We start from the raw sequence: 23350 nt of genomic DNA, 5'->3' as shown, positions 1-23350 counted from the left end.
AAAGGAGCAAAAAACTATAGTTTTCTACTCCTTTTTATTAACAATTAATTTTTAAAAAGACTTTTTCAGTGCCCTCTCAAATTGAAGCTCCTTTTTTATAAAGAATATTATTTTTTATGACTTTCCGTAACTGATACCAAGTTGTTTCTAAAGCAGTAATCATCAATCTAACCCGATATCGCGAATTTGATAGCAGTTACTTTTTTGATTCAGACCCAAATATATACTTTTTTGCCATTGATACAAGTAACGGATAGTCATATAGTTTAAATAGGACTAATGGTTACTATCCAAGGAATTCATCCATTTACGACTTGTGGTAAAAGCCAACACAGTGAGTAACTGCATTAGCAATTAAAAAAGATGTCTGATTATTTTTTCCAAGCTCTTCCGGCAAAAGCATCATCTAATTCAGGATTTGTGTTGTGATTAGAATAGTTACTAATTGTTTTTACCGCAATTCCGGCAATAATACCTAAAACATGCGTTTCTGTATATCCTGCGGCTAAAAAGGCATCAACTTCTTCTTGTGCGACATTCCCGCGGTTTGCAGTAAGCGAACGCGTTAGTTTTGATAAAGCGGCTAGTTTTAGATCTGGCACTTCTTTTCCATCGCGAATGGCATTGGTTACTTCAGTGGGTACTTTTGACATTTTATCGGCAATAAAACTGTGAGCAGCCGTACAATATTCACAATTATTTTCATAAGCTACCGAAAGAAAAACAACTTCTTGTTCTACAGAATTAAAACCTGAATTGGCTCTAAAGCTGTTGTATCCATAAATATAGATATCTAACAACGCTGGATTTTGCCCCATGCCTTTGTACATATTAGGTACAAATCCTAATGTTTTTTGAGTGTTGTCAAAAATTGCTTGAGATATTGGAGAAACTGGATTATTTTCTAATTTTAAATGTGCCATAATTTTTGTTTTATATTAATTAGTATTTGTTATTCAACATTACAAAGGTGCAACAAATAAGAAGCTTAGACTTTTGTAATTCGTTCAACTATTTGGATAATTGGTTCAAACGGAAATTCGATGGCGTTTGACTGTATTTTTCGTGAAAAAGTGTCGAAAAATTGGCTAAATCATTGAAACCACAATCGAAAGCAATGTTTGTAATGCGTTCATCAGATATTAATAAAAGTTCAGCTGCTTTTTCTAATTTTTTATTTCTAATATAATTGGCTGGACTATCGTCATAATTTTTTTTGAATTCTCTCTTGAATGATGAAAGACTTAGGTTGGTCATTTGAGCCAACTCTTCCGAACTTATAGGATTGTATAAACTATTTTCTATAATTTGCTTAAAAGTATAACTAGTAGGAGAAAAAAGTTGAGATAAAATTTGTTGAATAACAGGCGCATTTTTGGTTTGACATAAAAGCAGAATTATTTCTTTTAATTTAATGACTAACAAATCTTCGTTAATAAGTGTGGGATTGTCAAAATAAAAAAGCAAGCCTTCTATGTATTTTTGGATTAGAAAATCGTTATTGATTTGGGTTATATCAATAGTTTGATCGACTAATTTTGGTTGCTGAAAAATCTTAGGGAGATCGGTCTCATAAATTTTCTTGAGTATTTCAGGATGAAAATGGACAAATACGATCTGACTTTTTTTAGAAAGAGTATTGCCTTTCATTTGACTGAAGTAAGTACCACATTTGAGCAAAACCGCTTCGTTTACGGGTACTGATATACTTTGATGCTGCATTTTGTAGTCTACTTGCCCTTCGAGCATGTATAGAAAACAAGCTTCATTAGGCACTGGATTTGGGATTTTGAATGGTGCTTCTATTGTCACTTTTTCAAAAATTATATTTCCGAATAATTGGTATTGTTTTCTTTCTGTAATCATTTGAATAGTGTTAAGAGCAAACCAACATCTCGTTTATTTTTTCCGAGACGAAAAACAAAAACCTAGTTTTAGAGTCAAATGGAATTAATCCCTTTATAAATTCCAGCTTCCACTTTTTTTAGCGATTTCCGTCAATGGCTATTCGTTTTTGTTTGTCGCTTTATAATTAGCTAAAGTACTATAAAATTTAGATTTCAAAACCATATCTAACTCTTTTACTACGATATTTAGCTTTTTTTTGATAGTCTTTACCATCGAGTCTAGAGTTAAATTACTACTATTTTAGGGGTGCAAAAAAACAAATAATAAACCATAGTGATAGTTTTTTAGAATTTCACAACAAATTAACGATTGAGTTATCGCATTAATTATAAGTAAAGCTATCCCAAATCAGGATTTTAAATATGATTTAAACCTTTACTACCCTAAAATCAAACGATAATTTTTTGTTAAGGATTAAACTTTTTAGGTCTATTGTTATCTTATATACATAAAACTTAAAACAAAACAAATGAAAAAATTATTTATCGTTGCATTATTAGTTGTCGGAATGACAAGCTTTGCACAAGAAAAAGAAGCAAGACCGGAAAGAGCTCAAATGGAGCAATTAACTCCTGATCAAAGAAATCAACTGCAGTTAAAAAAGATGACTCTGGAATTAGATTTGAATGCTTCACAACAAAAAGAAATGAGTACAATCATCGCGGAACAAAGTACTAAAAGAGAAGCTAAAATGGCCGAACGAAAAGCAACTAAAGATTCAGCTAAAAAACAACCGACTTCTGACGAACTTTTTGCTAAGAAAAGCCAAATGTTAGATGAGCAAATTGTGATGAAAAAACGAATAAAAAAAATTCTTTCAGCAGACCAATATAAAAAATGGGATGAAATGAAAGGGAACAAACATCACGGAATGAAAAAAAGAATGATGCATCATAAAAACAAAAAACCAGTAGAAACGGGTAATAAAAAATAATCCTTTCACTTAAACTAAGTAATAACCATGGTATAATGTCGTATTTTAAAATCAGGATAAAATTATATAACAATCTGATTTAAAGCTATTTTACTTAAAGTTAATTCTTTTGACTTTACGCCTTTTAAACTTTCGACTTACTTGTTTCATCTTACTTCATAAAAAAGCCCCAAAATTTGGGGCTTTTTTGATTTAAAATGTTTTCGAAACTTTAGCTATCGCTTGAATGGTGAAATCTAAATCTGCATACGTTAATGCATCCGTAATAAACCACGTTTCATAAGCGGATGGCGCAATATAAATTCCTTCCTGCAATAATCCGTGAAAGAATTTCTTGAACGTTTCGTTGTCGCCGTTTGCAGCCGTTTGAAAGTCTACAACCGGAGCCGCATCAAAGTGAACCGAAATCATTGAGCCAATAGTGTTGATTGTAAATGTAACATCATTTGCTTTCAGCACTTTATCAATTCCTGCCGCCAAATACGCTGTTTTCTCTTCTAGTCTTTTAAAAATAGTACGATCACTGTCTAAAGCTTGTAACATGGCTAATCCTGCGGCCATTGCCAATGGATTTCCAGACAATGTTCCTGCCTGATACACAGGGCCTAACGGAGCAAGATAATTCATGATTTCTTCTCGGGCGGCAAATGCACCAACAGGCAATCCTCCACCGATTACTTTCCCAAAACAAACGATATCAGCCGTTACATGCAATAATTCCTGAACACCACCAGCGGCGAGTCTGAAACCGGTCATTACCTCATCAAAAATCAAGAGAATTCCGTTGTCGGTACACAATTGGCGTAAGCCTTCCAGAAAGCCTTTATTAGGCGGAATACAACCCATATTCCCCGCAACAGGTTCCACGATTATAGCAGCAATTTCATTTTTATTCGCTTCTATTAAAGTGGCTACGTTTTCTAAATCATTGTATCGTGCCAGCAAAGTATCTTTGGCCGTCCCTGCTGTAACTCCAGGACTGTTTGGCGAACCAAAAGTAATGGCTCCGCTTCCGGCTTGTATCAAAAACGAATCCGAATGTCCGTGGTAACAACCTGCAAATTTGATTATTTTATCTTTTTTTGTAAAACCACGAGCCAGCCGTACAGCGCTCATACAGGCTTCGGTACCAGAGTTTACAAATCTAATTTTATCGATATTTGGAACCATAGCAACGGCTAAAGCAGCAATTTGTGTTTCTAATTCTGTGGGCATCCCAAACGAGGTTCCCAACTTCGCTTTCTCTATCACGGCGTTCACAACCGGTTCGTAAGCGTGTCCTAAAATCATTGGTCCCCATGAATTGATATAATCAATCAAACGGTTGCCATCTTCATCGTACAAATAAGCACCTTTGGCACTTTTGACAAAAATAGGAGTTCCGCCCACTGCCTTAAACGCTCTTACGGGTGAATTTACGCCACCAGGAATTACTTTTTCTGCTTCAGCAAAAAGCTGACTACTTCTTTTATATAACATGTATGAAATTATGAATTATCGTTATTTTAAAATTATTTTACTACCAGTTTTTGTCCAATAGAAAGGGCATTGTCCGAGAGGTTGTTTTTTTGTTTTAAATCCTCAATCTTTAATTCGAATTTTTTCGAAATAGAATATAGCGTATCGCCTTTTTGAACCACATAGGAATCCAGCCCCTTAGGGATTGTATTTCTGGATTCAACCGTTAATTCTGTTATCATTTGTTTTTCATTGGACACATAATTAATATCCAGAACCTGATTGTCATATTCATGCAAATTGTAGCGTTCAATATACGAAATCAATTTATCCGGATATTTAGGATCTGTGGCATATCCGGCGGCTTTTAAGCCTTTGGCCCAAGCTTTATAATCGCCTTTTGAGAATTCAAATAATCCAGCATAGCGGCTTCTTCCTGTTAAAAATAAAGCGTGATCTTTAAATGATTCTGATGGATTGTCATATTTTCTAAAACATTCCTGTGCAGCATCGTCATCATGCCTGATACTTTCACCTGTCCAGCCTACATGGCATTTTATTCCAAAATGATTGTTCGCATTTAAAGCCAAATTACCCTTCCCGGCACCAGACTCTAAAATGGCCTGCGCTAAAATAATACTTGCAGGAATACCATAATTCCTCATATTGCCCATTGCAATATCTTTGAATATGGAAACGTAGGTTACAATCACATCATTTGTAACTATTGTTTTTGAAGTTGAAACAATCTCTTCCGTTTCACTATTATTCAGCTCTTTACTTGATGATTTTCCTGCGGTGGCACGTACTGTTTTGGTTTTCTTTTCATATCCCTTTTTAGCCGTCGTAGCAATTTTTGATTTTGAAGGCGCTTTTTTGGTAGTAACAATAATTGGTTTAGTGGCATTACAACTCACCAAAGTTATTAGTATAAATAGCAGTAGGATTTTCTTAATCATTGATCTCAATTATTGGTAATTGTTTATTCCGAAGTTTCATATTCATTCCCTGAATTCCCTGAATTCCGCCCGTATGAATTAGTAAAATTTTTGATTGGGCAGGAAAATAGTTTTTTTGAATTAGATCTATAACACCAAAAACCATCTTTCCCGTGTAAATTGGATCTAAAGGAATCTTATTTTGCTTATAAAATGAATTGATAAACCCGATTAATGCTTCATTAACTTTTCCGTAGCCCCCAAAATGATAGTCTGTAATGAACTCCCAGTTTTCATTTTGTACAAAACTACGAATTTCTTCTTTCAAAAAGTCGCCTTTTAAGGCCGGAAACCCTAAAACTTTTTGATGCGGCAAAGCACTGTTTATGATACCGGAAATGGTACCGCCAGTTCCTATCGCACAACAAATATAATCAAATTGAGCATCTTCCTGAGTTAGAATTTCCTCACATCCCTTGATAGCAAGATCATTAGTCCCGCCTTCCGGCAGGAGATAAAAACGACCGAATTGTTGTTTTAATTTCTCCAAAAATGAGTCATCACTTTTTAACCGATACGCGTCTCTTGAAATAAATTCCAGTTGCATTCCACAATTTTGAGCGAAAATTAATGTTGGATTCTCTGAGATTTTACTTTCTAATTCCTCACCACGGATAATCCCGATGGTTTTAAATCCTTTTTCTTTTCCCGCATAAGCCACAGCTGCTATATGATTGGAAAAAGCACCTCCAAAAGTAAGCAATGTGGTCTGCTCGTTTTTTTTGGCTTCAAGCAAATTGTATTTCAGTTTTCTAAACTTATTTCCGGAAACAAAAGGATGAATCAAATCTTCTCGTTTGATGGTTACTGAAATAGAGTTCGGAAATGCTGTAATTACCTTTTGATTCAAACGAATATCTTTTGACACAAAGGTAAATTTATATATAAAAAAATACAACCTTTATAGATTGCATTTTGTATTAATTCTTTTCAAGTGGATTTAATTTTCAATTATAATTTTCTGACCACCTCTATTTTGTCTTTTGTAGCTAATTTTACAATGTAAATACCATCGCGAAGACCCGCAGTAGAAAACGCATAGCAGGTATTAACTCCCGAATTTTCTTTCTTAAAAAATCAATTTTCCGGCTACATCATATAAACCACAAGCAACAAGATCCAATAACAAGAGATTACTGATTTTAGATCTTTTGCAGAATTATTTTGATAAATTACAAAATTTTTACGCACTGCCTCTTCAACTCCTAAACGGGAATTGTTTTTAAAGGTAATTTCAAACTGGGTATTATTGACACCAGCTGGAAGTGACAACTCATGGAAATCGTTTTTCATCTCTAATCCATGATATCCTTTTGGAATTAAATATTTAGAAACAATCAGAAACATTCGCTATAAAATTATAAATTTGTACTACTAAAATGGTGCTTTTTAATGAAAAAGCGCAATCATTTGAATCCCAATTTAGCAATTGAACGAAATCGAATGACGCCTGCAATCGCACAATACCAAATATGATGGACCAAAGTACTGAAAATAAATTAATAGAAGGGGAAGATTTCTATTACACACCCGAAGGCTATAAATGTTTTACTGAAAAACACCATTTAAAACGGGGTTATTGCTGTAAAAGTGGCTGTCGCCATTGTCCGTATAAAAGCCCGCTAACCCCCAAAGGGGGAAAAAGAAGAGATTATGAATAATAAAAGCTTACATTACTATGACTAATTCACCTCACATAACTCCTACCACAATTCCGATTTCAGAAACCAGGACCCTTTTTCAAGAACAAATACAACAAGGAATCCCATCGGTTTTACCAAAACCAAAACCATACGATATAGACATCAATCACGCACCAAAGCGTAAAGAAATCCTTTCGAATGAAGAAAAAAAATTAGCCCTTCGTAATGCTTTGCGTTATTTTGAACCAAAACATCATAATGAGCTAATAAAAGAATTTCGACAAGAATTAGAAATATACGGCCGTATTTATATGTATCGCTTTCGTCCCGATTATGAAATGCGTGCGCGTCCAATAAATGAATATCCTGGAAAAAGCCAACAGGCCAAAGCAATTATGCTGATGATTCAAAACAATCTGGATTACGCCGTGGCACAACATCCGCACGAATTGATAACCTATGGTGGCAATGGAGCTGTATTCCAAAACTGGGCACAGTATTTATTGACGATGCAATACTTATCAGAAATGACCGATGAGCAAACATTGACGATGTATTCCGGGCATCCAATGGGATTATTTCCCTCGCATAAAGAAGCGCCACGAGTTGTAGTAACAAACGGCATGGTAATCCCTAATTATTCTAAACCGGATGATTGGGAAAAAATGAATGCTTTAGGCGTTTCTCAATACGGCCAAATGACCGCCGGAAGTTACATGTATATTGGCCCGCAAGGAATTGTACACGGAACAACTATCACGGTTTTGAATGGTTTTCGTAAAATAAAACGCAGTCCAAAGGGCGGATTATTTGTTACTTCTGGTTTGGGCGGAATGTCTGGCGCACAACCTAAAGCCGGAAATATTGCCGGTTGTATCACCGTTTGTGCCGAAGTAAACCCTAAAATTACACATATTCGCCACAGTCAAGGATGGATTAATGAAGTGATTGAAAATATTGATGCGCTGGTAAAAAGAGTCGCTTTGGCGCAAGCCAATAATGAAATTGTGTCCATCGGATATCTTGGAAATGTGGTTGAGGTTTGGGAAAAATTTGACCAGGAAAACATCCATATTGATTTAGGATCTGATCAAACTTCGCTACACAATCCTTGGGCAGGTGGCTATTATCCTGCTGACATTTCCTTTGAAGAAGCCAATGAAATGATGGCATCAACTCCTGATTTATTTAAAACAAAAGTACAAGAAACATTACGACGTCATACGACAGCAATCAATAAACACACTGCCAAAGGAACGTATTTCTTTGATTATGGAAATGCTTTCTTACTGGAAGCTTCCCGTGCCGGTGCAGATGTCATGGCAGAGAATCACATCGATTTCAGATATCCGAGTTATGTACAGGATATCATGGGACCCATGTGTTTTGATTACGGTTTTGGCCCTTTCCGATGGGTTTGTGCTTCGGGAAAACCAGAAGATTTAGCCAAAACAGATGTAATTGCTTGCCAGGTTTTGGAAGAAATGTCCAAAACAGCTCCCGAAGAAATTCAGCAACAAATACAAGACAATATTCATTGGATAAAAGGCGCACAAGAAAACAAATTGGTTGTAGGCTCACAAGCACGAATCCTTTATGCAGATGCTGAAGGACGCGTAAATATTGCCGAAGCTTTCAATCAGGCTATTGCCAATGGCGAAATAGAAACCGTAATTTTAGGTCGCGATCACCATGATGTTTCCGGCACCGATTCTCCATACAGAGAGACTTCTAACGTTTATGATGGCTCAAGATTTACCGCCGATATGGCGATACAAAACGTCATTGGAGACAGCTTTCGTGGCGCCACTTGGGTATCCATTCACAATGGCGGTGGCGTGGGCTGGGGAGAGGTAATAAACGGTGGATTTGGTATGGTTCTTGATGGTTCAAAGGAAGCGTCAAGACGTTTAGCATCAATGCTTTTCTGGGATGTCAACAACGGAATTTCCAGAAGAAGCTGGGCTAGAAATGAAGGAGCAGTATTTGCAATAAAAAGAGCGATGCAAACGGAACCTTTATTGAAAGTAACCATCCCTAATATAGTCGCTGACAATTTGTTGGATTTTTAAAAATTTGAACGTATCTTTAATAAACATTTAGTAATCAAAAAAACAGGTCATGAAAGCTATTAAACTCCTTCTCGCATTTCTACTTTTAGTATTTGCCTCTTGCGCTTCCGTAAAAGTATATTCTGATTATGATAATAATGTGGACTTTATTCAATACAAAACGTACGCTTTTCATAAAAAAGGCATCGATCGAGTTGAAATATCAGAATTGGACAAAAAAAGAATACTCAATGCCATAGATCGAGAATTAAGTAAAAAAGGAATGACCAAAAGTGAAAATCCAGATTTGCTGATTAATATATTAACTAAAGAAAGAGAACGCATTGACGTAAATCAGTTCAACGCAGGATGGGGTTACGGATGGGGTTGGGGATGGAATCCTTACTTTTGGGGAGGCCGCAGCAGTTTTGTTTCCTCATCAACGGAAGGGACATTGTATATTGATTTAATTGATGCCAAGAAAAAAGAATTGGTTTGGCAAGGCGAAGGAGTTGGTTATTTGACCGAAACCCGAAGTGAAAAAGAAAAACAAATTAATGAATTTGTGGCAAAAATTCTTGAACAATTTCCGCCCAAAGTAAAATAGTTTACCATCACATTTCAACATAAAAGCCTACCTTTGCGTAGGCTTTTTTATACCCAATCATGACACTACAAACTGACATTACTACGCTCGAAGATATCAAATTACTAGTGAATACTTTTTATTCTAAAGTTCAAAAAGACGAATTTATCGGACCCATATTCAACGAAAAAATAGGCAATCGCTGGCCGGAACATTTAGAAAAAATGTATCGCTTTTGGCAAACTATTTTACTTGAAGTGCATTCCTATTCCGGAAGTCCATTTCCACCACACAAACAATTACCGGTCGCCAAAGAACATTTTGACCGCTGGATGCAAATTTTCACTGAAACAACTGACAACTTATTTTCTGGTCCATTAGCCGACGAAGCTAAACTTCGGGCAAAAAATATGGCTGAAATGTTTAATTACAAAATTGACTACTTCCGCAATCTTGAGAAAAGTCAAACGGACAATTCATAGTTTTTAAAGTGGGTTTAATCCAAAATATGTTCCTTTTTGCAAACAGCAACAAATTATTATATGCGCAATTTATTATTACTTGTCGTTTTACAAGCTTTCCTCATTTCTTGTTCCAATTTAAAGCAAACAGCTGACAACAAGTCAACCCCAAGTTTAAAACTAATCAGTTCCATTGAAATTCCTTTTGAGGAAACGTTTCAAAACACAAAAGTGGGCGGATTGTCCGGAATCGATTATGATGCCAAGAATGATTTGTATTATTTGATCAGTGACGATAGATCCATGTTTAACAATTCAAGATTTTATACGGCAAAAATTCATTTGCTCGAAAATAAAGTTGAACGTATTGATTTCCAAAGTGTCACCACTTTAAAAAATGCAACTGGGAAAGCGTTTGGCAATTGGAACACCATGCCAACTACTTCAGCAGACCCGGAAGACATCCGATTCAATCCAAAAACGAACACTTTGGTTTGGAGTAGCGAAGGCGCTCGAGTGCTAACAGCAGATAAGGAAGTTTTACAAGATCCTTCTCTAAATTTCATGGATTTAAAAGGTGATTTTCTAGGCAATGTCACCTTACCGGAAAATTTAAAAATGCAGAAACTGGAAAAAGGTCCGCGAAACAACGGCACTTTAGAAGGAATTACTTTTGACAAAAACTATAAAAATGTCTATACCAATATTGAAGAACCATTATTTGAAGATGGCGACCAAGCCAATACTAGCAAAGGCGGTTTGATTCGGCTGTATCAATTTGATGCCAAAACAAAAAAGAACACCGCTCAATACGGCTATAAACTGGAACCTATTGCTCATGAACCTGTTCCGAAAGGTGCTTTTGGTGTAAATGGCGTTTCGGCAATTCAGTATTATGGTAAAAACCAATTGCTGGTTGTGGAACGCTCCTATTCTACCGGGACACAAGCCTGTACGGTTAAAGTATTTATGTGTGATTTAAAAAAAGCAACTAATATAAAAAACTACAGCTCTTTGCAAAATCAAAAATTCGAATTGGCTTCTAAAAAACTGGTCCTTAACATGGATGATTTGGGAATTTTTATTGATAATATCGAAGGACTTACTTTTGGTCCAAAATTGGCAAATGGTAATCAATCTATTATTTTCATTTCAGATAATAATTTTTCAGATAAACAAAAAACGCAGGTTTTGGTGTTTGAGTTGGTGAAGAAGTAAATCCAAAAAATAGCTATCAATCCTCTATCCAGTTCGCCAAAAAACATATTCAGTACCAACAAAAATGAGAATGCACAATGTTTAATTTAGCGGAAGTCAATGAAACATAATTGGAGAATGTTTGAAATTATACTATCTGGAATTCAGATTTGCCTCGGTATTTTAATATGGTTTTTTGTCTATTTAACTTGCAATCAATATTATACTTTTTTGTAGAAAAATCCATTAATAGACCATCATAGCATTGTTCAAATGGCTGTCAGAAAAAATATAACTTTAGTAATTCTATCACTTATTGCTATTTCATCAGCAATACTTTTAATCAAAAACCTATCTAAAGGCTGGGTGATGAGTGTTATAACTTGGATTATGCTTACAATAACATTGATAATCAACTCCTATCGATTAAACCAAAGCAATCCTAATGAGTTAGATTTAATTTCTATATTTATTATAGGAATAATTACATTTGTTTTTATAGCTATTGTATTCGCATTAAATAATATAGAATTCAAACGGAAATACAGCCCAACCATAAAAAACTGGATTTTCATAGCAATTTCTATTGTTGTACTGACAGCTTTAAAATTTTTATAAGCTTAAGCGAGAGTGTGACGAACTGAGCAGACTTTGTACGTGTAATGTATTGATGAGATTGCTTCGTTCCTCGCAATGACTGAACGCAACTAAATTATGTTGAATTATCTAATCTCAAATTAAACCTCAACTCCCCTAGCCCCGATTGCAATGAAAAGCTTTTTGTGAAAGCCGTTTTGATTTTTCTTGTTTATAAAAAGCGACTCCTCTCCCCAACCCTCTACAAAGGAAAGGGAGAAAAGAGGAATACCCCCCTTTTTATTTCTCCTGCCGGAACATTAGAAAAACAAACGGGTTTGCAAAAACTTGCAATGAAAAGCGGGAAATAGCTCCTGAAATTTGTACTTTTGCAGTTGAACTACAAGGTTTTCGATATGAACTCAACTATAGAAAGCAATCCGTTATTAGACCGATTGCCAAAGCACTTAAAACAATTCATTAAACCTCAGGATTACAGCGATTATACGCCCATAAATCAAGCGGTTTGGCGTTATGTGATGCGCAAAAATGTAGCTTATTTATCAAAAGTAGCGCATAGTTCCTACTTAGAAGGATTGAAAAAAACAGGAATCGAGATTGACAACATTCCGAGCATGTATGGAATGAACCGCATTCTGACTGAAATAGGTTGGGCAGCGGTTGCGGTGGATGGATTTATTCCGCCCAATGCTTTCATGGAATTTCAGGCCTATAATGTGCTTGTAATTGCTTCTGACATTCGCCAACTTGAACATATAGAATACACTCCTGCTCCGGATATTATTCACGAAGGTGCAGGTCATGCTCCCATTATTGCTAATCCGGAATATGCGGAATATTTACGCCGTTTTGGCGAAATAGGCTGTAAAGCGCTCTCTTCACATAAGGATTATGAAATGTATGAAGCCATCCGACTGCTTTCGATCGTAAAAGAAGCTGAGGGAACTCCCCAAGCTGTTATTGATGCTGCCGAAAAAGCGGTAGAAGATTTGCAAAACAATATGGGTGAATTATCAGAAATGGCGCAAATTAGAAACCTGCATTGGTGGACTGTCGAATACGGACTCATTGGAACCGTAGAAAATCCTAAAATTTATGGTGCCGGTTTGTTATCTTCAATAGGCGAAAGTGCGCACTGCATGACAAACGAGGTCAAGAAAATTCCGTATGACCTATCAGCAGCAAACCAGAGTTTTGACATCACAAAATTGCAACCGCAACTTTATGTCACACCAACATTTGCTTATTTAAACCTAGTTTTAGAGGAATTTGCGAATAAAATGGCACTCCGAACAGGCGGTTTATCCGGAATAGAAAAACTGATAGACTCAAATGCTCTGGGAACAATCGAACTGAGTACGGGCTTGCAAATTTCGGGCGTTTTTAGTACCGTAATTGCACACGAAGGCAAGCCTATTTATATACAAACCATCGGAAAAACGGCTTTAGCTTCTCGCCAAAAAGAACTGGTTGGTCATGGAACTTTGACACATCCTGAGGGTTTTGGGAGTCCTATTGGGAAGCTGGAAGGAATCAATCTGGCAATTGAAGACATGAGTCCAAAAGATTTGAATGCCTACGATATACTGGAATCTAAAACGGTCAAACTGGAGTTTGAAGGTGGCATCACTGTTGAAGGTGAAATCATAACCGGCTCCAGAAACTTACAAGGCGAAATTATTTTGATTCGCTTTAAAAACTGTACTGTGTCACACGGAGAAACGATTTTGTTTCAACCAGAATGGGGAATTTATGATATGGCTGTGGGCAAAAAAGTGATTTCGGCTTTTTCAGGCCCTGCTGATGTGAATAGTTTTGATTTGATTTCGCACCTTCCCTCGAGCAAAACCATTAAAGCGAAACATACCGCAGAACGTGATGACTTAGAGGTTTTGTACCAAACTGTTAGAAATAGTAGAGAAACCAAGGAGACAGAAACACCCTTGAAGCCTATATTCGAAAATTTACAAACCAATCACCCAAAGGATTGGTTATTAGCTGTTGAAATCACCGAGCTGCTAAAAGAAAGAAATGAAATGAAATTATTACAGGAAATATTGGTTTATCTCGATCAATTAAAACAAAAAAGACCTGAAGTAGCACATTTGATTACTGGTGGTTTGGATTTAATCTTTGACAAAGAGAAAGCTTAGTTTTCCAATTTAGGTTTATCAAATCGAGCGCAGTCGAGATTTTTCAATAGGCTTAAACAGCTATAAAAATGGTTTCGACTGCGCTCAACCTGACAAAAAAACTATTATAATTTTATTTTTTGTCCAAAATCTTTTTCGCTTTCGATTACTTTTCCTTCGTATTGTAATTTCCAGCCCATTGAATTACTCAAAATTAATATTTTGGACAATTCGCTGATTAATCGGTTTTGAGCATTGGTTTTCAGTGAAGACTTTTCTATTTTCTTGGCGAGATTTGCTTTGACCGATTTATTGATCTTATTATAATCATCTCCCGTAAACGGATTCAGCTTGCTTTGTTCTACGTTATAAAACTGAATATCCGGACTTATTTTTATTTCTTCTTTTGGAATACTAACAATAGTGATGGTTTTATTTTTTTCATCTATTTCATATTTCATTTGGCGCAAATCATAAGCAACTGTAACATCAGCATTGACTATTACCAATGCTTTTTTCTCAAAAGAAAGCATATCCAACAAATATTTTTGTTGATTTTTATAGGTAATCACTTCGGAGAAATGACCTTCAGTAACTACTAATTTTCCAACATTTAGAATTTGTTGCTGAATGAGATTTGTGTTGTACTGGATATCTTCATCGTCGTTTTTCTTAAAATCGCAGTATTTGAATAATAAAAATATTCCCCCGATAACTGCTATTGCAATACCTATTCTTCTTAACATAATTAAAATTTCATAAATGAATATTCTGATTCCAATTTAGTGATTTTTTCTCTGACTTTAGACTCAAATTTTAAATGACTTTCAGATTTCGGATTAAAAGGCTTGTGCGAAAGACTTTTTTGAATAGTTGAAACTTCATCCATTGTAGCAAAAGCAGTTTCAGAAATTGTAGTTTCCTTGAAACGTTTCCAAATATAATCGATTGCTACTGGATTGGGATGCAACATATCTTCAGTATAAAAACGGTAGTCCCGAAGTTCATCCATCATGATTTCGTAGCTGGGAAAGTAATTTATAGTCGAAAGTCGAAAGTCAAAAGTCCCATGAAGCGCACTAATTATATTGGCTTTGCTCCATTGATTTTCGACAAAACCATCTTTGATATGGCGTACTGGCGAAACAGTGAAAATAATGGTGCAACTAGGATTTACAACATGAATTAATTTCAGTGTCTTTACTATACTTTCTTCTATTTCTTCAACAGAAAGCAATTCTTTCTGAAACAGCTTTTGCGGCACTTTATGACAATTAGCCACAACACAATTGCTTTCTATATTTCGATATACCCACGAAGTTCCGTAAGTAATAATAATATGGGAAACATGCTGCAATTGCAGTTTTGTAGCTATCAGTATTGCATTTAAAGAAGCTAACAATTCCTCTTTACTAGAACTGCTCAAATCCGAATGCACATCAAAACAATGCCAGCGTTCATTGTAAAAAAAAATGTCGCTTTCTGTAAGTTGCTTTCCGGAAACAGCAAAATCAACTAGTTTTTCAATCGCTATAGGATGAAACAAAATGCCAAATGGATTACAACTATTTTGAAATTTAAAATAGTCCAGTTTCTGCGCCATATTTACCGCAAAACAAGAACCCAAAGACATGATTTTAGAAGTATAATCAATAGGAAACTTACTTTTAGGAATGGGAACTTGGGTTCTGAAATTCATATCTATTTCTCGCAAAGCCGCATAGGTTAAAGGTTATTTACAATTCTTGTAATTCCTGTTTTAATTAGTGGTTCGTTGAAATTAATTAACAAGCCAAATTTCATTCCTGTAATTTTCAGATACGTTTAAAGTTGTATTGGATGAACATTAGCAATTTGTTCAACTGATTTTATTTCTAAAATAACTTTATTTTCTATGATTAAGCCAGTTCTGAATCCAATATCTAATTTTACTTAATCCCAGACAACGGAAAGTGGTTTTTGACTTTCAACTAGTAGTCCTCTTTTCGTTAACTCATAAAACAAAACAACTTCATAAACTGATTCTAATAACCCTGGACCAAACTTAGTGTGCATCTTTTAACAAACATCAACAACAATTTTTGAAATCTCGTTTTCAGTCATTTTTTTATTTCTCGCCAATATATTAAAAAAATTACGATATAATTACTTTACAAACTCAATTGCTTTTTCTAAAGCTTGCTGAATTCCTGCGACATTCTTCCCTCCTGCTGTTGCAAAAAATGGTTGTCCTCCGCCTCCACCTTGGATAAATTTACCCAATTCACGAACCACTTGTCCTGCATTTAGGTTTTTCTCCGCAACTAATTCTTTAGAAATATAACAGGTCAACATTGGTTTTTCTCCCGAAGCTTCGGGATTCACTGTAGCCAAAACTAGAAATAAGTTATTTCCTAAATTTCCTAATTCGTACGCCAAATCTTTTGCTCCCTCCGGATTCAAATCGACTTGTTTTGCCAAGAATTGAACGCCATTAATTTCCTGTATCTCAGCGATTAAACTCGCTTTAAGATTTTTGACTTTATCTTTTACCAAAAACTCAATTTGCTTAGTCAATTTGACATTTTCTTCTTGCATAGAATGAACGGCTTTCAGAATATCCTGAGGATTTTTTAAGGCTATTTTTATTTCATTCAATGTGCTTTCATGCGAAGCAAAATGTGCTTTTACCGCATCACTTGTAATCGCTTCTACACGACGAATTCCTGCAGCAACCGCTCCTTCTGAAACGATTTTGAAATGCCAGATTTCAGCTGTATTTTTCACGTGGATTCCACCGCATAATTCCATGCTTTCGCCAAATTTAATCGCACGAACCTCATCTCCATATTTCTCTCCAAAAAGTGCTATCGCTCCTTCTTGAACTGCTTGCGCAAAAGGAATATTTCTTCTTTCAATTAGTGGTAATTGCTCTTGAATTCTTGCATTTACAAAATCTTCCACTTGCTGCAATTCGGTTTCCGTCATTTTAGCAAAATGAGAAAAGTCAAAACGCAAGTAGTTTGGATTTACTAGCGAACCTTTTTGTTCTACGTGTGTTCCAAGAATACTTCTCAAGGCTTGGTGCATTAGATGTGTCGCCGAGTGATTTCTGGAAGACAAACTTCTCAAATCTTGATTTACTTTGGCTACAAAACCAGCATTTATATTTTCCGGTAATTTTTTTGCAAGATGTAAAATCAGGTTGTTTTCTTTTTTCGTATCGATGATTTCGATAGTTTCATTTGCAGACCCGAGCGTTAGCGAACTGGCGGAGCAAACTAACGTTCCTTTATCACCCACCTGTCCTCCACCCTCTGGATAGAAAGGGGTCTTATCTAAAACGATTTGGTATAAAACACCATCTTTTTTACTGTCTACTTTACGAATGCGAGTGATTTTTACGTCACTTTCTGATTGGTCGTAGCCTACGAATGTTTCTACATTTCCTGGAACTAATAGCAACCAGTCTTCGGTAGAAACTTCTGATGCGGCACGGGAACGTTTTTTTTGTTCTTGCATGGCGGCGTTAAAACCAGCTTCGTCCAGTTCGAATCCTTTTTCTCTAAGAATTAATGCGGTCAAGTCAATTGGAAATCCAAACGTATCATACAATTCAAACGCTTTTGTTCCAGAAACTGTTGAACCTTTAGTTTCGGCAACCACATTTTCTAATAATTGCAATCCTTGGTCTAATGTTCTCAAGAAAGAAGATTCTTCTTCACGAATTACGTTCGTAACCAATTGTTGTTGCGATTTGATTTCCGGGAAAAACTCTCCCATTTGATTCGCTAAAACAGTAACTAATTGATTGATGAACGGTTCTTTTATATTAAGAAACGTAAATCCGTACCGAATGGCACGACGCAAAATTCTACGAATTACGTAACCAGCACCTGTGTTTGATGGCAATTGTCCATCGGCAATAGCAAAAGCAACCGCACGAACGTGATCGACTACTACCCGAATAGCGATATTTATTTTTTCCTCATCTGCATTCGGTACGGACAAGTCTCGACTTGTACCTACGGAATTTGATGTGTATTTTAATCCTGTAATTTGCTCTACTTTTTCGATAAGTGGCATAAACACATCCGTATCATAATTGGATGTTTTTCCTTGTAATGCCATACACAAACGCTCAAATCCCATTCCGGTATCAACGTGTTTTGCTGGTAATTTTTCCAGAGAACCATCGGCTTTACGGTTGAACTCCATGAATACATTGTTCCAGATTTCCACTACTTGGGGATGATCATTGTTAACCAAACTTTTTCCTGAAACTAAGGCTTTTTCTGCTGCAGAACGAATGTCAACGTGAATTTCTGAACACGGCCCGCAAGGTCCTTGGTCTCCCATTTCCCAGAAATTGTCTTTCTTGTTTCCAAGAATGATACGGTCTTCGTCAATTAATGCCGCCCAAATATCCCAAGCTTCCTGATCGAATGGTACGTTTTCACTTGGATTACCTTCAAAAACGGATACGTATAAGTTTTCTTTTGGAATTTTATAGACTTCTGTCAAAAGTTCCCATGCCCAGTTGATAGCTTCTTTCTTGAAATAATCTCCAAAAGACCAGTTTCCCAGCATTTCAAACATGGTGTGATGGTAGGTGTCAAAACCTACATCTTCCAGATCATTATGTTTTCCTGAAACACGAAGGCATTTTTGCGTATCAGCAATTCTGTTGCTTTTTGGAGTTCCGTTACCTAGAAAATATTCTTTGAACTGGGCCATCCCTGAATTGTTGAACATTAGTGTTGGATCATCCTTGAGAACTATGGGTGCCGATGGAACGATTAAGTGTCCCTTTGATGCGAAAAAATCTAGAAATTGTTTGCGTACGTCTTGTGATTTCATTTTTTTATTTAAATATTTAAAGATTCAAAAATTTAAAGATTAGTTAGAATTGAATTTTTCAATCTTTTAATCATTAAATCTTTTAATTTCTTTTGCCCCAGATAGTAGTGAAAAGCTTCGAGATTTATACATTTATTTTTTCTTGAGGTGGCAGAGCGACCGAAGGAAGCTCCTGCTAGCTCATTAGAAAAAAAATTTATAAACGAGAACTTGCAACAAATAGCTGGAATAGGCACATTATTTTATTTATTATTGAAAAAAGGGTGTAACAAATGAAACATTTCTTAAATTTGTTCGTCTAACCTTTTACAGTGTGCAAAAATAGGGTATTTTAAAATATGTCGAAAGTAAAATATTATTACGATTCTGAAAATTTAGCGTATAGGAAAATAAAAACTCGAAAAAGAAGAAAATTTGGTGTTATCATTCTGTTTTTGCTGGCCTCGATATTATTTGGTTTTTTGAGTTTTATTGTATTATTGAACACCCCTTATTTTGAAACGCCTAAAGATCGGTTGCAGGCTCGTGAAATTGAAAATTTAAGATTGAATTATGCGATTTTAAATAAAAAAATGGATCAGGTAAATAGCGTAGTTGAGGCTCTTGAAGACAGAGATAATAATTTGTATCGGGTATATTTCAATAAAACAGCAATTCCTGACTCTGTCCGGAAAGCGGGATTACCGGGAATAAACAGGTATAAAGTACTAGAGGGATATGACAATTCCCAGTTGGTACTGAATACCACCAAAAGAATTGATGTATTAAGTAAGGAACTCGCCATTCAATCCAAATCACTGGATGTTATTTTGAAAATGGCAGATGCTAAAAGTGATTTTTTGTCTGCCATTCCTGCCATTCAGCCAGTGCGAAATGAAAATTTAAAACGACTGGCATCTGGTTTTGGTTATCGAACAGATCCGTTTACAAAAGTAAGAAAAATGCATGAGGGAATGGACTTTACCGCCAAAACAGGAACTCCAATTTATGCCACTGGAGACGGAATTGTAATAACCGCCGACAATAGGGCCTCTGGATATGGAAATCATATTGTAATTCGGCATGGATTTGGATACGTAACATTATACGCGCATTTGAGTAAATATAAAATACGAGCTGGACAGCGTGTAAAACGCGGAGATGTAATAGGATATGTGGGAAGTACCGGAAGATCTGAAGCACCGCACTTGCATTATGAAGTTCATAAAGATAACAAAGTGGTAAATCCGCTTAATTTTTATTATGGAAACATTTCGGCAGTAGAGTATGTTGCTATAGCACAATTAGCGAATCAAGAGAATCAATCGCTAGATTAATCCTTTAACAAAGTGTTCAGTATTCAGTCGTAACAGTTTATAAAAGAAGTGTTCAGAAAAGATTAAAATAAAAAATATGCACATTGAACTTTCTAAAGATAAAAGATATTACAGCATTGGCGAAGTAGCCAAAGCATTTGACGTGAACGCCTCGCTGATACGTTTTTGGGACAATGAATTTGATATTTTGAAACCAAAAAAAAATGCCAAGGGCAATCGCATGTTTACACCCGAGGATATCACTAATTTGCAATTGATTTATCATTTAGTCAAGGAAAGAGGTTTTACGCTGGAAGGGGCTAAAACCCATTTGAAGGAAGGACAAAAGAAGGCTTTGGACAAGTTTGAAATAATCAGGAAATTAGAAACGATACGCACACAATTAACAAATATTAAAAACGAATTGTAATCCCAAAACAAAACAGGGATCCTACTATTTACAATTAAAATTAAACAACAAACATTAAATTAAACAAAGATGAAAAGATTTTTGCCTTGGATTATCGTAGGAGTTATTATTATTGGTATGTACAGCTGGATCAAAGGGATTAATAATACTGCGGTAACAATGAACCAAACAGTAGAACAATCGTGGGGAGATGTACAAACGGCGTACCAAAGAAGAAATGACCTGATTGGAAATCTAGTAAATACTGTAAAAGGTGCTGCTGATTTTGAAAAAAGTACCTTGACTGCTGTTATTGAGGCACGTGCCAAAGCTACCTCAACTACTATTGACCCAACGAACATTACACCGGAAAAATTAGCTGAATTCAACAAAGCACAAAGTGGTGTAAGTAGTTCTTTGTCTCGATTGTTAGTATCAGTAGAGCGCTATCCTGAGCTGAAAGCCAACCAGAATTTCTTGAAATTACAAGATGAATTAGCTAGCACAGAAAATCAAATTTTAACGTCAAGAACGCGTTTTAACGAAGCAGTTAAACCTTATAATTCACACATTAAAACGTTTCCAAACAGCTTATTTGCAGGAATGTTTGGATTCAAAGACAAAGCATATTTTACTGCTGTTGAGGGAGCGGATGCACCTGTTGAAGTAAAATTCTAAAGTTAGATTATTAGACTTTTTATCTTTTTAGAAGTCAAAATAAAATAAATTTAAATTAAAGAAAAAACCTTTAAAAATTAACAATTTTTGATTTCAGGTTCAACAATTCTGAAATCAAAAATCGTTAATCTTAACTCAAAAATATTTCAATGTCAAAAGTAGCAGAATTATTAACCCCGGAAAACGAACAGGAGATTGTTGAAGCTATTCGCATGGCTGAAAAAAACACTTCTGGTGAGATTAGAGTTCACATAGAAAAAACAACTTCCATGGATGCGTATGAACGAGCCAGAGACGTTTTTCATGAACTTAAAATGGATGAAACCGAACTTAAAAATGGTGTTTTAATATATTTAGCTGTTGATGATCACCAATTTGTAATTTGTGGAGACCAAGGCATCAATGATGTTGTTCAAGATGACTTTTGGAATTGTACACGGGATCTAATGGTCGTTCAGTTTAAAACCGGGAATTTCAAGCAAGGACTTATTGACGGAATCACCAGAGCCGGTGAACAATTACAAAGTTATTTTCCTTGGCAAGAGGGAGACACGAATGAATTATCAAACGAAATATCTAAAGGATAATGCTATTACAAAAAAAGAATACCCTAATTTGCCTAAAGTTGTTTGTTTATCTGTTATTTACACAAGTTAGTTTTGCGCAATTTACCATACCTGAAAAACCAACGTTACAAACCTCTGTTTACGATTATGCCAAGGTTTTAAGTGCCACAGAAAAAGCACAATTAGAAGAAAAACTGATTAAATACTCTGATTCTACCACAACTCAAATTGTAGTGATCACTATAGAAAGCCTAAAAGGGGAAGATGTAAGTCAATTAGCTACCCGGTGGGCACAAACTTGGGGAATTGGAGGAACTGCAAAAGAAGACAATGGTGTCATTATTTTACTCTCTAAAACCGAAAGAAAAATTGCAATAAACCCTGGTTATGGTCTAGAAGACAGGCTTACCGCAGGAACTGGTGGAGAAATAATCCGGAATATAATCATTCCAGAATTTAAAAAAGGAACCTATTACAGTGGATTAGACAAAGGAACAGATGCCTTAATTGATGTTTTTAAAGGCAAATACAAAGGTGTTCGCAAACAAACACCAAAAGAAAAAGAATTCCCGATCCTTCCTATTATAGTTATTGTGATCGTGATACTGGTATTAATATCCCGAAATAAAGGGGGTGGAAATTCAGGAAATTCCGGTGGCGGAGGTCCAAGTCTACTCGATGTCATTATTTTAAGCAGTCTTGCCGGTGGCAGAGGTGGCGGCGGTTTTGGCGGTGGAGGCTCTTCTGGAGGTGGTTTTGGTGGCGGTTTTGGTGGCGGGGGATTCTCTGGTGGCGGATCAAGTGGTAGTTGGTAACTTAGGGCTGGGATGTGTTTCCGCATTAAAACCTTGTTTATTAAACAAATACAACCGTGATTGATACCCAACCCAAAAAAGTAGATTTCTTTTTAAATACTAATAATTTAGCTCATTTTTTTGAAACCTATTTACAGAATAGCAATAATCCAAATTAGTAGCCAAATTAATCAATCAATGACATTACATGCTTTCACATAAAGCCAAATATGCGCTAAAAGCACTGCTGTTTTTAGCGCAACAAGAAGAAACCCATATTTCTCGAACTATCGAAATTGCCGAGGCAGCCTCTATTCCAAAAAAGTTTTTGGAACAGATTCTATTGGATTTAAAGCGTGGCCATTTCGTAGGGAGCAAACAAGGGAAATTTGGCGGTTATTATCTTTTAAAATCTAAAAATGACATTACTTTAGCCGATATTCACAGGCTTTTTGATGGTGCAATTGCCCTGCTACCTTGTGCCTCATTGAATTTTTACGAACGTTGTTCTGATTGCGTTAATGAATCGGAATGCCTACTAAGACACGGATTGATTAGTATTAGAGAAGAAACTTTAAAGGCTATGGAAGGCATCACTATTGCTTCATTGGTAAAAAAATAAAAAATATTATTTAAACTCTACTAATTTTATAGAATTAATTATATATTTGCCTCGAATTTAATATATCATTAACAATACAAATTTAAAAGTATGAAAACGTACCGAAGTAAGTTTGCTTTTTTGAATAGAAAATCCCGCAAAAATCAACTAATTATAATTACAAAAAAGAGCTCTCAAATGAT

General features: G+C 35.6%; 23 protein-coding genes and 1 pseudogene. 14 read left to right on the top strand and 10 right to left on the bottom strand.

From position 1 onward, the window contains the following. Positions 1 to 371 precede the first annotated feature (371 nt). The gene (locus tag EKM05_RS13620) at positions 372 to 923 is read right to left on the bottom strand and encodes a carboxymuconolactone decarboxylase family protein (RefSeq protein WP_126556148.1); all 552 of its coding nucleotides are present in this window, start codon (positions 921 to 923) and stop codon (positions 372 to 374) included. A gap of 88 nt (positions 924 to 1011) precedes the next feature. After that, the gene (locus EKM05_RS13615; protein ID WP_126556145.1) at positions 1012 to 1866 is read right to left on the bottom strand and encodes a helix-turn-helix transcriptional regulator; all 855 of its coding nucleotides are present in this window, start codon (positions 1864 to 1866) and stop codon (positions 1012 to 1014) included. Between the two features lie 511 nt (positions 1867 to 2377). Between EKM05_RS13615 and EKM05_RS13610 the strand changes: the two genes are divergently transcribed. Next, positions 2378 to 2842 carry a hypothetical protein gene (locus EKM05_RS13610; RefSeq protein WP_126556142.1) on the top strand — a complete coding sequence of 155 codons (465 nt, stop codon included), beginning with the start codon at positions 2378 to 2380 and terminating at the stop codon, positions 2840 to 2842. 192 nt (positions 2843 to 3034) lie between these two features. On the opposite strand, the gene hemL is transcribed toward EKM05_RS13610, so the two are convergent. The 4 genes from hemL to EKM05_RS13590 all read right to left on the bottom strand — a co-directional run bounded on the left by hemL (position 3035) and on the right by EKM05_RS13590 (position 6645). Further along, a complete protein-coding gene (gene hemL / locus EKM05_RS13605) occupies positions 3035 to 4321 on the bottom strand; it encodes a glutamate-1-semialdehyde 2,1-aminomutase (protein WP_126556139.1) in 1287 nt (428 codons plus the stop codon). Between the two features lie 32 nt (positions 4322 to 4353). Beyond that, positions 4354 to 5259 carry a glucosaminidase domain-containing protein gene (locus EKM05_RS13600; protein ID WP_126462017.1) on the bottom strand — a complete coding sequence of 302 codons (906 nt, stop codon included), beginning with the start codon at positions 5257 to 5259 and terminating at the stop codon, positions 4354 to 4356. Then, complete coding sequence (locus EKM05_RS13595; RefSeq protein WP_370274312.1) at positions 5252 to 6166, bottom strand: 1-aminocyclopropane-1-carboxylate deaminase/D-cysteine desulfhydrase; 915 nt, start codon at positions 6164 to 6166, stop codon at positions 5252 to 5254. Before EKM05_RS13595 ends, EKM05_RS13600 begins: the two co-directional genes overlap by 8 nt. A gap of 221 nt (positions 6167 to 6387) precedes the next feature. Then, positions 6388 to 6645, bottom strand: a complete 258-nt coding sequence (locus EKM05_RS13590; protein WP_126556136.1) for a hypothetical protein — start codon at positions 6643 to 6645, stop codon at positions 6388 to 6390. A gap of 125 nt (positions 6646 to 6770) precedes the next feature. Here EKM05_RS13590 and EKM05_RS13585 point away from each other — a divergent pair, with 125 nt between their 5' ends. From EKM05_RS13585 to EKM05_RS13555, 7 genes are all read left to right on the top strand, one after another. Continuing rightward, complete coding sequence (locus tag EKM05_RS13585; RefSeq protein ID WP_126462011.1) at positions 6771 to 6959, top strand: DUF5522 domain-containing protein; 189 nt, start codon at positions 6771 to 6773, stop codon at positions 6957 to 6959. A 17-nt stretch (positions 6960 to 6976) separates the two neighbouring features. Then, positions 6977 to 9013, top strand: a complete 2037-nt coding sequence (locus EKM05_RS13580) for a urocanate hydratase (protein WP_126462008.1) — start codon at positions 6977 to 6979, stop codon at positions 9011 to 9013. A 49-nt stretch (positions 9014 to 9062) separates the two neighbouring features. Further along, entirely contained in the window at positions 9063 to 9599 is a 537-nt protein-coding gene (locus tag EKM05_RS13575) for a DUF4136 domain-containing protein (protein WP_126462005.1), read from the top strand. 59 nt (positions 9600 to 9658) lie between these two features. Further along, positions 9659 to 10060, top strand: coding sequence for a group III truncated hemoglobin (locus EKM05_RS13570; protein WP_126462002.1), 402 nt, complete (start codon positions 9659 to 9661; stop codon positions 10058 to 10060). A gap of 36 nt (positions 10061 to 10096) precedes the next feature. After that, on the top strand, positions 10097 to 11257 hold the full coding sequence (locus tag EKM05_RS13565) for an esterase-like activity of phytase family protein (RefSeq protein WP_233579295.1): 1161 nt from the start codon (positions 10097 to 10099) through the stop codon (positions 11255 to 11257). Positions 11258 to 11509: 252 nt separating this feature from the next. Continuing rightward, complete coding sequence (locus EKM05_RS13560; RefSeq protein ID WP_126556133.1) at positions 11510 to 11854, top strand: hypothetical protein; 345 nt, start codon at positions 11510 to 11512, stop codon at positions 11852 to 11854. 374 nt (positions 11855 to 12228) lie between these two features. Beyond that, positions 12229 to 13986: an aromatic amino acid hydroxylase gene (locus EKM05_RS13555; RefSeq protein WP_126461993.1), complete on the top strand. Its 1758-nt coding sequence runs from the start codon at positions 12229 to 12231 to the stop codon at positions 13984 to 13986. 104 nt (positions 13987 to 14090) lie between these two features. Here EKM05_RS13555 and EKM05_RS13550 read toward each other — a convergent pair whose 3' ends face one another. The 4 genes and pseudogenes from EKM05_RS13550 to alaS form a co-directional block, all read right to left on the bottom strand. Continuing rightward, positions 14091 to 14711, bottom strand: coding sequence for a DUF4230 domain-containing protein (locus tag EKM05_RS13550; RefSeq protein WP_126556130.1), 621 nt, complete (start codon positions 14709 to 14711; stop codon positions 14091 to 14093). A gap of 2 nt (positions 14712 to 14713) precedes the next feature. Next, positions 14714 to 15664 carry a GSCFA domain-containing protein gene (locus EKM05_RS13545; protein ID WP_126556127.1) on the bottom strand — a complete coding sequence of 317 codons (951 nt, stop codon included), beginning with the start codon at positions 15662 to 15664 and terminating at the stop codon, positions 14714 to 14716. 26 nt (positions 15665 to 15690) lie between these two features. Continuing rightward, positions 15691 to 16020: pseudogene (locus EKM05_RS13540) on the bottom strand (GxxExxY protein). A 90-nt stretch (positions 16021 to 16110) separates the two neighbouring features. Further along, positions 16111 to 18804: an alanine--tRNA ligase gene (alaS, locus tag EKM05_RS13535; protein WP_126556124.1), complete on the bottom strand. Its 2694-nt coding sequence runs from the start codon at positions 18802 to 18804 to the stop codon at positions 16111 to 16113. Positions 18805 to 19142: 338 nt separating this feature from the next. Here alaS and EKM05_RS13530 point away from each other — a divergent pair, with 338 nt between their 5' ends. The 6 genes from EKM05_RS13530 to EKM05_RS13505 all read left to right on the top strand — a co-directional run bounded on the left by EKM05_RS13530 (position 19143) and on the right by EKM05_RS13505 (position 23168). After that, positions 19143 to 20120 (top strand): M23 family metallopeptidase, encoded by a 978-nt coding sequence (locus EKM05_RS13530; RefSeq protein WP_126461980.1) that lies wholly within the window; start codon positions 19143 to 19145, stop codon positions 20118 to 20120. Positions 20121 to 20196: 76 nt separating this feature from the next. After that, positions 20197 to 20529 (top strand): MerR family transcriptional regulator, encoded by a 333-nt coding sequence (locus EKM05_RS13525; RefSeq protein WP_126461977.1) that lies wholly within the window; start codon positions 20197 to 20199, stop codon positions 20527 to 20529. A 69-nt stretch (positions 20530 to 20598) separates the two neighbouring features. Next, entirely contained in the window at positions 20599 to 21186 is a 588-nt protein-coding gene (locus EKM05_RS13520; protein WP_126461974.1) for a LemA family protein, read from the top strand. 149 nt (positions 21187 to 21335) lie between these two features. After that, on the top strand, positions 21336 to 21773 hold the full coding sequence (locus EKM05_RS13515; protein WP_126455359.1) for a TPM domain-containing protein: 438 nt from the start codon (positions 21336 to 21338) through the stop codon (positions 21771 to 21773). Beyond that, positions 21773 to 22567, top strand: coding sequence for a YgcG family protein (locus EKM05_RS13510; protein ID WP_126556120.1), 795 nt, complete (start codon positions 21773 to 21775; stop codon positions 22565 to 22567). Before EKM05_RS13515 ends, EKM05_RS13510 begins: the two co-directional genes overlap by 1 nt. Positions 22568 to 22754: 187 nt before the next feature. Next, positions 22755 to 23168 carry an Rrf2 family transcriptional regulator gene (locus EKM05_RS13505; RefSeq protein ID WP_126455363.1) on the top strand — a complete coding sequence of 138 codons (414 nt, stop codon included), beginning with the start codon at positions 22755 to 22757 and terminating at the stop codon, positions 23166 to 23168. Positions 23169 to 23350: the final 182 nt, after the last annotated feature.

The organism is Flavobacterium sp. GSP27 (assembly GCF_003970395.1).
Classification (GTDB): Bacteria; Bacteroidota; Bacteroidia; order Flavobacteriales; family Flavobacteriaceae; genus Flavobacterium.
The sequence above is the reverse complement of the archived record's forward strand: the minus strand, read 5'-3'. Positions and strand labels throughout refer to the sequence as shown.

Bases quoted from the DNA above. Each gene is read 5' to 3' on its own strand.
- EKM05_RS13620 (WP_126556148.1), bottom strand. From the start codon at position 923: ATGGCACATTTAAAATTAGAAAATAATCCAGTTTCTCCAATATCTCAA.
- EKM05_RS13615 (WP_126556145.1), bottom strand. From the start codon at position 1,866: ATGATTACAGAAAGAAAACAATACCAATTATTCGGAAATATAATTTTT.
- EKM05_RS13610 (WP_126556142.1), top strand. From the start codon at position 2,378: ATGAAAAAATTATTTATCGTTGCATTATTAGTTGTCGGAATGACAAGC.
- hemL (WP_126556139.1), bottom strand. From the start codon at position 4,321: ATGTTATATAAAAGAAGTAGTCAGCTTTTTGCTGAAGCAGAAAAAGTA.
- EKM05_RS13600 (WP_126462017.1), bottom strand. From the start codon at position 5,259: ATGATTAAGAAAATCCTACTGCTATTTATACTAATAACTTTGGTGAGT.
- EKM05_RS13590 (WP_126556136.1), bottom strand. From the start codon at position 6,645: ATGTTTCTGATTGTTTCTAAATATTTAATTCCAAAAGGATATCATGGA.
- EKM05_RS13585 (WP_126462011.1), top strand. From the start codon at position 6,771: ATGATGGACCAAAGTACTGAAAATAAATTAATAGAAGGGGAAGATTTC.
- EKM05_RS13580 (WP_126462008.1), top strand. From the start codon at position 6,977: ATGACTAATTCACCTCACATAACTCCTACCACAATTCCGATTTCAGAA.
- EKM05_RS13575 (WP_126462005.1), top strand. From the start codon at position 9,063: ATGAAAGCTATTAAACTCCTTCTCGCATTTCTACTTTTAGTATTTGCC.
- EKM05_RS13570 (WP_126462002.1), top strand. From the start codon at position 9,659: ATGACACTACAAACTGACATTACTACGCTCGAAGATATCAAATTACTA.
- EKM05_RS13560 (WP_126556133.1), top strand. From the start codon at position 11,510: ATGGCTGTCAGAAAAAATATAACTTTAGTAATTCTATCACTTATTGCT.
- EKM05_RS13555 (WP_126461993.1), top strand. From the start codon at position 12,229: ATGAACTCAACTATAGAAAGCAATCCGTTATTAGACCGATTGCCAAAG.
- EKM05_RS13550 (WP_126556130.1), bottom strand. From the start codon at position 14,711: ATGTTAAGAAGAATAGGTATTGCAATAGCAGTTATCGGGGGAATATTT.
- EKM05_RS13545 (WP_126556127.1), bottom strand. From the start codon at position 15,664: ATGAATTTCAGAACCCAAGTTCCCATTCCTAAAAGTAAGTTTCCTATT.
- alaS (WP_126556124.1), bottom strand. From the start codon at position 18,804: ATGAAATCACAAGACGTACGCAAACAATTTCTAGATTTTTTCGCATCA.
- EKM05_RS13530 (WP_126461980.1), top strand. From the start codon at position 19,143: ATGTCGAAAGTAAAATATTATTACGATTCTGAAAATTTAGCGTATAGG.
- EKM05_RS13525 (WP_126461977.1), top strand. From the start codon at position 20,197: ATGCACATTGAACTTTCTAAAGATAAAAGATATTACAGCATTGGCGAA.
- EKM05_RS13520 (WP_126461974.1), top strand. From the start codon at position 20,599: ATGAAAAGATTTTTGCCTTGGATTATCGTAGGAGTTATTATTATTGGT.
- EKM05_RS13515 (WP_126455359.1), top strand. From the start codon at position 21,336: ATGTCAAAAGTAGCAGAATTATTAACCCCGGAAAACGAACAGGAGATT.
- EKM05_RS13510 (WP_126556120.1), top strand. From the start codon at position 21,773: ATGCTATTACAAAAAAAGAATACCCTAATTTGCCTAAAGTTGTTTGTT.
- EKM05_RS13505 (WP_126455363.1), top strand. From the start codon at position 22,755: ATGCTTTCACATAAAGCCAAATATGCGCTAAAAGCACTGCTGTTTTTA.